At 44.0% G+C, this 5457-nt stretch carries 4 protein-coding genes; 2 read left to right on the top strand and 2 right to left on the bottom strand.

Going from position 1 to position 5457, the window contains the following annotated elements:
• Nucleotides 1–151: 151 nt before the first annotated feature.
• Together ligA and zipA are read right to left on the bottom strand one after the other, a co-directional pair.
• Nucleotides 152–2167, bottom strand: a complete 2016-nt coding sequence (gene ligA, locus AACT21_RS05980) for an NAD-dependent DNA ligase LigA (RefSeq protein ID WP_064624777.1) — start codon at nt 2165–2167, stop codon at nt 152–154.
• Nucleotides 2168–2227: 60 nt separating this feature from the next.
• Nucleotides 2228–3052 (bottom strand): cell division protein ZipA, encoded by an 825-nt coding sequence (gene zipA, locus AACT21_RS05975; RefSeq protein ID WP_019282600.1) that lies wholly within the window; start codon nt 3050–3052, stop codon nt 2228–2230.
• A 230-nt stretch (nt 3053–3282) separates the two neighbouring features.
• Here zipA and cysZ point away from each other — a divergent pair, with 230 nt between their 5' ends.
• Both cysZ and cysK read left to right on the top strand, forming a co-directional pair.
• Nucleotides 3283–4035 (top strand): sulfate transporter CysZ, encoded by a 753-nt coding sequence (gene cysZ, locus AACT21_RS05970; RefSeq protein WP_094164108.1) that lies wholly within the window; start codon nt 3283–3285, stop codon nt 4033–4035.
• A gap of 157 nt (nt 4036–4192) precedes the next feature.
• Complete coding sequence (gene cysK / locus AACT21_RS05965; protein WP_094164107.1) at nt 4193–5161, top strand: cysteine synthase A; 969 nt, start codon at nt 4193–4195, stop codon at nt 5159–5161.
• Nucleotides 5162–5457 lie beyond the last annotated feature (296 nt).

Here is a 5457-nt window from a genome sequence, read left to right as displayed (position 1 = left end):
ATTGAAAGAGAGTAAAGTTCTTCTTGATTGGCATCGAAGAAAATGAGGGCTTTTTTTCTAATTACTGGACATTTTAATGTGGCGGTTTGAGATAAAAATAAAGCCTCAAAATTAATTTTGAGGCTTTATGAAGGAAGGGATGCTTAAAAAATTAGCTTTTCATTAACTCAAGCAAATCTTGTTCGCTGCGAATTTCGATCCCTAGTTCTTGCGCTTTTACTAATTTTGAACCGGCCGCTTCTCCGGCAAATAGTATATCGGTGTTTTTAGAGACGCTTCCCGTTACTTTTGCGCCAAGCTCTTGTAGCGCCGCTTTCGCATCACTTCTAGAGAGTTTCGACAAGCTCCCCGTCAAAACCACCACTTTACCAAGTAAAGGGAGAATCGCATCTTGGCTCGGCTTTTCGATATTAGGCCACTGGATACCGAGTTCGATCAATTCATTAATCACCCGTTGGTTTTTATCTTGCTCAAAAAAAGATGTGACATGACTCGCAACGATAACTCCAACATCTTGAACTTCAAGTAGTTCTTCATGGGTCGCTTGGCGAATTTTGTCTAATGACCCGAAATGGAGCGCAAGATTCGCCGCCGTCGCTTCCCCGACTTCACGTATGCCCAATGAATACAAAAAACGGGGTAATGTGGTCATTTTGGCGGCATTCAGTGCATTAACGATATTTTGTGCTGATTTTGGTCCCATACGCTCTAACACCGTTAGCTGCCCTGCTTTTAGACGGAATAGGTCCGCGGGCGTGCTCACCATCTCTTTATCAACAAGCTGCTCAATCACTTTTTCGCCTAAACCATCCACGTCTAACGCTTTGCGAGAGACAAAGTGCTTTAATGCTTCTTTGCGCTGAGCTTGACACACTAACCCCCCTGTACAACGGGCGACAGCTTCACCTTCAACACGCTCAATGTCAGAGTTGCACACCGGGCAGTACTGCGGGAAAACAATATCGACCACTGTATCAGAGCGTCTGTCTAACAACACAGAAACAATCTGTGGGATAACGTCGCCTGCTCGACGAATAATAACGCTATCACCAATTTTCACGCCTAGGCGCTCAATTTCATCAGCGTTGTGTAATGTGGCATTGCTGACGGTGACTCCCCCCACAAATACAGGTTCTAACTTCGCAACAGGTGTAATAGCCCCGGTACGGCCCACTTGAAATTCAACATCGTTCAGGAGCGTTATTTCTTCTTGGGCGGGAAATTTATAAGCAATCGCCCAGCGAGGCGCCCGCGCGACAAAACCGAGCTTTTGTTGCAGTTCAATATCATCAACTTTAATCACCACGCCATCAATCTCATACGCGAGTTGAGCGCGACGAGTTAAGATACTTTGGTAGTACTCTTTCACTTCATCCATTGAAGAGACTAGACGTGTTTCAGGGCACATCGGCAGCCCCCACCCTTTTAACTGCAAAAAGCGCTGATAATGACTGCTTGCTAACTCAGCGCCTTCAATCACACCAACACTGTAAGCATAAAAATTCAACGGCCTTTGAGCTGTGATTTTTGAGTCGAGCTGTCTCAAGCTCCCTGCGGCCGCATTTCTTGGGTTAACAAAGGTTTTTTCACCTTTTTTGAGTGCTTGTTGGTTCAATCGCTCAAAACCGGCTTTAGGCATGAACACTTCACCACGAACTTCTAAACGAACGGGCCACCCTTTTCCCTGTAACTTCAGTGGAATAGCACTGATCGTTCGCACGTTTTCCGTAATATTTTCACCGACCGCGCCATCCCCACGCGTGGCGGCTTGTACTAACACACCATTATCGTAAAGCAAACTCACGGCTAAACCATCAAGCTTAGGTTCGCAGCAAAAAGCGTTAAAGTGGGCACTCGGTATCCGGTCTTGCATCCGCTTGTGAAAGGCATCAAGCTCTTTCTCATCAAACACATTATCTAAAGAGAGCATTGGAATTTCATGAGTCACCTGGGCAAAACCCTCTAAAGGCTTACCTCCAACACGCAAGCTGGGTGAATCCGCTGTGACTAACTCCGGATACTGCGATTCCAACTCAAGCAGCTCACGCATCAAACGATCATACTCAGCGTCAGGAATTTCAGGGTTATCTTCTACATAATAACGTACAGCATGATAATGCAGCGTCTCACGAAGTTGGCTTAATTTGTGTTCTATTGTTTGCATCATAATTCTCTCGGATCATGAAAAAAGGCTCCGACTAGGAGCCCTTAATGGTCGATGTTTATTCTACGCGTTGCGTGCGCTTTTAAACTCTTGGATTTGGCGTCGGTAGGCAGCCAATCGATCTGGCGTCATTAAATTACGCGCATCATCCAATACATTACCACCTAAATCATCGGCGATTTGCTGAGCGGTTTTAAGCATTAATTTGAAATTTTGATCAGGCTCGCCGTAGCAAGGCAGTGTCATGAAGAATGAGATACCGCGAGTAGTAAACTCCGCAGGATCATGATGTGCCAATGTACCGGGTTGCATCATGTTAGCAACACTAAACAGCACTTTCCCAGTACCTGACAGATCGGCATGCCGGTGGAAAATATCCATCTCACCATAAAGAAGGCCGTTTTGCTGCATACTGTCAAAAAGCTTAGTGCCGACAAAGGGATCATTTCCCGCACAATGCACATTCAGCACAATAACTTCCATTTCGGCTTCTTGAACGTCGGATTTTTGATTATCGTCAGCAACGACATCATCTTGTTCACTGAGACTTGAGGATTCGGTTTTCATCGATATTGAGGGCACATCATCGAGTTCATCAAGCACATTTTCAGGTTCAAAACTTGGTGAATAACCGTCAATGAGAGGGTCAACCGCTTCACTAAAATCTGGCTCTTTACGTACTTTGCGAATAATTTCGAAATCATCTTCCGGAGCAAATGAACGCTGGGTCGCAGATTGTGTATCATCGTGATCAACATCAATTTTACCAAGAGGCTTATCCTCAAACTTGGACTTCCCTTCTTTCTTACTGGTCCAAAGACCATGAAATAGCAACGCGGCTATCGCTAGCGCGCCAACAATTATGAGTACGAATCGCAATTCCTGCATGTTTCACTCTCAGTTTCTCGATGCATGGTTATTCTCAGCTTTACCAGCTTGAATTGAACGTGTCACCAACGTGGGTTATATCGGTCTATCGGGGTACTTTACCAAAAGTTTGTACCGATTTAGAACAACTTAATGTGAGAAGTTCAATACATGATGTGATTTTCACCACGCTTTTCTTCTTCGGCAGGTTGAGTAGAATAGCTTTTTAGTATTGATTAACAGATATTCACATGGATAACGGTATGACACTTAAGCAACGTTCAGGTTTTGGATACTTCTTTTTTGGTCTAGAGCTAGCACTGACCCCCGGCATTCGGCGCTTTGTGATTCTGCCATTACTCACCAACATCATTCTCGTCGGCAGCGCTCTTTTTTACTTATTCAATCATCTCAATACGTGGATAGAACAGTTTATTGGTCAAATCCCTGATTTTTTATCTTGGCTAAGTTACGTTTTATGGCCATTGCTCGCGATCACTATCTTAGCCACGTTCTCCTATTTCTTCAGTACGCTGGCTAACTTCGTCGCTGCACCATTTAATGGGCTACTCGCAGAAAAAGTGGAAGAAAGATTAATTGGCGCTCCAATCAACAGCGATGGCATCTGGTCTATGGTCAAAGATATCCCACGTATCCTCGCAAGAGAGTGGCGAAAATTAATCTATACCTTACCCAAAGCAATCGGTTTGTTCTTATTGCTCCTAATTCCTGCCTTAGGACAAACCTTAGGCCCTTTGCTGTGGTTCATCTTCACTGCATGGATGTTAGCCATCCAATACTGTGACTACCCATTTGACAACCACAAAGTGAGCTTTAACCAGATGAGACACAATTTGAAACAAAAACAGACCAAGGCGTATAGCTTTGGTGTTTTAGTGTCGATTTTTACCACCATACCCATTGTTAACTTAATCGTCATGCCAGTTGCTGTATGCGGTGCAACAGCCATGTGGGTTGGTGAATTTAAAAACAAACTGCAGTGATGGTGCGAGGGAGATTCAACCTGCATATCCCTCTATAAGTTATAACTTTTTAATCCTTTTACGTTTTAAGGTTAACACCTATTCTGCATCTGTATCCACTCACGTGTCTTATCAGACAGCCAGGCACATATAACGTGTGTAATAAAGGAATATCGCAATGAGCAAAATTTACGAAGACAACTCTCTGACTATTGGTAACACTCCTCTTGTTCGCTTAAACAAAGTCAGCAAAGGTAAGGTACTGGCGAAAATTGAAGCGCGCAACCCAAGCTTTAGCGTGAAGTGCCGTATCGGTGCCAACATGATTTGGGAAGCAGAAAAAGCTGGCACACTGAAACCTGGCGTTGAACTTGTAGAGCCAACCAGCGGTAACACCGGTGTTGCTCTTGCATTTGTTGCAGCTGCTCGTGGTTATAAGTTGACACTTACTATGCCTGAATCAATGAGTTTAGAGCGCCGTAAACTGCTTAAAGCTTTAGGAGCCAACCTTGAACTCACCGAAGCGGCGAAAGGCATGAAAGGCGCAATTGCTAAAGCAGAAGAAATTGTTGCCAGCAACCCTGAAAAATACTTGTTGCTGCAGCAATTCAATAACCCAGCCAACCCACAAATCCACGAAAAAACAACAGGGCCGGAAATCTGGGATGCAACTGATGGTGAGATTGACGTGTTCGTTGCAGGTGTCGGAACCGGTGGTACTTTAACGGGCACAAGTCGCTACATTAAGGGCCAAAAAGGCAAGGCTATCATCTCAGTTGCGGTTGAACCTGCGGAGTCGCCAGTCATTGCTCAAGCACTTGCTGGGGATGAAATTAAACCTGCACCACACAAAATCCAAGGTATAGGAGCGGGATTTATTCCTGGCAACCTCGATTTATCCCTCATTGACCGTGTTGAAGCCATCACTTCAGAAGAAGCGATTGAAATGGCAAGGCGCCTCATGGAAGAGGAAGGAATTTTGGCTGGAATTTCATCAGGCGCAGCGATTGTAGCAGCGAATAGATTAGCAGAACTACCTGAATTTGAAGGAAAAACAATTGTAGCGGTACTACCAAGCTCAGGTGAGCGTTATCTGAGCACCGCACTATTTTCTGGCCTATTTACCGAGAAAGAGAACCAACAGTAATAGGTGGTTAAATCAAATTTTCGTTTAAAAAAGCCCCATACAGGGGCTTTTTTGTTGATCCTTGCCTCACCTTTGGTAATATCACCTCGTTTTATTTTAAGCTTCGAAATAAAGAAGTCAGAAACGTATTAACTATAATGACGAATGACAACATAGATTGAAATCGTGATTATGAAATTTAAATCAGTATCAGCTATGACACTAAAACAGCGTTACTCTGCTAGCAGAACCGTTGATTAGCAGTTAAGCTGTTCTGGTGAAGAAACTAACAAAAAATAAATCAATTGGGGTATATA

The organism is Vibrio sp. V08_P9A1T1 (assembly GCF_963874405.1).
Classification (GTDB): Bacteria; Pseudomonadota; Gammaproteobacteria; order Enterobacterales; family Vibrionaceae; genus Vibrio; species Vibrio anguillarum.
This window is presented reverse-complemented; position numbering and strand designations above follow the sequence as displayed.

Excerpts from the sequence above, each read along its gene's own strand:
- cysZ (WP_094164108.1), top strand. The coding sequence starts at position 3,283 with ATGGATAACGGTATGACACTTAAGCAACGTTCAGGTTTTGGATACTTC.
- cysK (WP_094164107.1), top strand. The coding sequence starts at position 4,193 with ATGAGCAAAATTTACGAAGACAACTCTCTGACTATTGGTAACACTCCT.
- ligA (WP_064624777.1), bottom strand. The coding sequence starts at position 2,167 with ATGATGCAAACAATAGAACACAAATTAAGCCAACTTCGTGAGACGCTG.
- zipA (WP_019282600.1), bottom strand. The coding sequence starts at position 3,052 with ATGCAGGAATTGCGATTCGTACTCATAATTGTTGGCGCGCTAGCGATA.